Origin of the sequence: Kutzneria buriramensis, assembly GCF_003387475.1 — a bacterium.
GTDB lineage: Bacteria > Actinomycetota > Actinomycetes > Mycobacteriales > Pseudonocardiaceae > Kutzneria > Kutzneria buriramensis.
In genome coordinates this window covers 1-1,178 of sequence record NZ_QUNO01000062.1, presented here as the reverse complement: position 1 = coordinate 1,178, position 1,178 = coordinate 1, and the positions used below count along the sequence as shown (strand labels likewise).

1 protein-coding gene is annotated in these 1,178 nt (G+C 72.8%); it reads left to right on the top strand.

Annotation, left to right across the window (positions count from 1 at the left end; genetic code table 11):
- Nucleotides 1–1,178: helix-hairpin-helix domain-containing protein (locus BCF44_RS54605; protein ID WP_246016350.1), on the top strand; the 1,178-nt coding region annotated here is incomplete at both ends.

The window sequence follows — 1,178 nt, the reverse complement described above, 5'->3', positions numbered from 1 at the left end:
CGCGACTACGACCTGGACGGGGCGGTGCTGCGGCTGGCCGACCGGACCGCCTACGCGGCGGCCGGCACGAGGTCCAGCTCGCCGCGCGGGGCGCTGGCGTACAAGTTCGCGGCCGAGGAGAAGACGACGCTGCTGCTGGACGTCGTGTGGGACGTGGGCAAGACGGGCAAGATCGCGCCGGTGGCGCACCTGGAGCCGGTGTTCGTGGGCGGCACCACGGTCACCCGGGCGACGCTGGCCAACCAGGAGGTCATCAAGGCGCGCGGCATCCGCATCGGGGACACCGTCCTGGTGCGGCGCGCGGGCGACGTGATCCCGTTCGTGGCGGGCGTGCTCGACGAGTCCAAGCGCACCGGCGCGGAGCGCGAGATCGTGCCGCCGACGACCTGCCCGTCCTGCCAGCAGCCGCTCACCGAGCAGGGCAACAGCCGGGAACTGTTCTGCACCAACGCCTCCTGCCCGGCGCAGACCACGCGGCGGCTGATCCACTGGGCCTCGCGGGCGGCGGCCGACATCGAGGCGGTCGGTCCAGTGTGGATCGAGCGGCTGGCCGAGTCCGGCGACCTGGAGAACCCGTCGGACTTCTACACGCTCACCAAGGAGCGGCTGCTCGAGTTCGACCGGATCGGCGAGACGTCGGCGACCCGCATGATCGAGTCCATCGCGAACAGCCGGAACGTCGGCCTGCGGCGGGCGTTGATCGGCCTGGCGATCCCGATGGCCTCGGAGGGCACCGCGAGCCGGCTGTGCCGGGCCGGGTTCGCGTCGCTGGAAGACGTCGCCGATGCGGGCGAGGAACGGCTGGTCGCCGTGGACGACATCGGTCCGCGGGTGGCTGCATCGCTGATCGAGCACCTGACCCGCCTGCGGCCCGAGCTGGAGCGGCTGCGGAAGCAGGGCGTCTCGCTGGACGTACGGGACGAGGACCTGCCGCCGGTGGTGGCGGCCGGGGCCCCGCTGGCCGGCAAGACCGTCGTCGTCACGGGGGCGATCAACGATCCGCGGTCCGGCGAGAAGGTGCCGCGACCGGCGTTCCAGCGGCTGTGCGAGAAGGCCGGCGCGACCATCGCCTCCTCGGTCTCGGCCAACACCGACCTGCTGATCACCGGGGCGGAGGTGGGGGCGAGCAAGCTGGCCAAGGCGGACAAGCTCGGCGTCGAGACGGCCGACCAGGGCGT